We start from the raw sequence: 1,004 nt of genomic DNA, 5'->3' as shown, positions 1-1,004 counted from the left end.
CTTTGTGGAACAATGCGGCGACATGCGTTTGCGAGGTTGTTGCCGTGATCGACCCCGATGGTTTCCGTCCTAATGTCGGGATCATTCTGACGAATGATGCCGGCCAGGTGCTATGGGCTCGCCGAATCAATCAAGATGCCTGGCAGTTTCCTCAAGGCGGGATCAACCCCCAGGAGACGCCGGAAGACGCCTTGTACCGCGAGCTGAACGAAGAAGTGGGGCTGGAGCGCGAAGATGTTGAAATACTCGCCTGCACCCGGGGCTGGTTGCGCTATCGTTTGCCGCAACGTCTGGTCAGGACGCACAGCCAGCCGCTGTGCATCGGCCAGAAGCAGAAATGGTTTCTCCTGCGCCTGATCTCCAACGAGCAGCGGGTGCGGATGGATTTGACCGGTAAACCGGAGTTCGATGGCTGGCGTTGGGTCAGCTATTGGTATCCGTTGGGCCAGGTGGTGACATTCAAGCGCGAGGTGTACCGACGCGCTCTCAAAGAGCTTGCCCCGCGCCTTTTATCGCGCGACTGACGACGGAGTTCGACCCCGAGCCATGCTCAATACGCTGCGCAAGATCGTCCAGGAAGTTAACTCCGCCAAGGATCTCAAGGCGGCGTTGGGGATTATTGTGTTGCGCGTCAAAGAGGCCATGGGCAGCCAGGTCTGCTCGGTCTACCTGCTTGATCCAGAGACCAACCGTTTCGTGCTGATGGCCACCGAGGGCTTGAACAAGCGCTCGATCGGCAAAGTCAGCATGGCGCCCAATGAAGGTCTGGTCGGCCTGGTCGGCACGCGTGAAGAACCCCTGAACCTCGAAAATGCCGCGGATCACCCGCGCTACCGCTACTTCGCCGAGACCGGTGAAGAGCGCTACGCCTCGTTCCTCGGGGCGCCGATCATTCACCACCGCCGTGTCGTCGGCGTGTTGGTCATCCAGCAAAAAGAACGTCGCCAGTTCGACGAAGGTGAAGAAGCCTTCCTCGTGACCATGAGCGCGCAGCTTGCCGGCGT

Annotated in this window: 2 protein-coding genes; both read left to right on the top strand. The window is 59.7% G+C overall.

Features of this window, described 5'->3' with window-relative positions:
- Positions 1–44: 44 nt before the first annotated feature.
- Entirely contained in the window at positions 45–524 is a 480-nt protein-coding gene (locus tag D8U18_RS06980) for an RNA pyrophosphohydrolase (protein WP_028623697.1), read from the top strand.
- 22 nt (positions 525–546) lie between these two features.
- Positions 547–1,004: GAF domain-containing protein (locus D8U18_RS06975; RefSeq protein WP_131107333.1), on the top strand; the 458-nt coding region annotated here is incomplete at its 3' end.

The organism is Pseudomonas sp. Sample_10 (assembly GCF_004321495.1).
Lineage (GTDB): Bacteria > Pseudomonadota > Gammaproteobacteria > Pseudomonadales > Pseudomonadaceae > Aquipseudomonas.
This window is presented reverse-complemented; position numbering and strand designations above follow the sequence as displayed.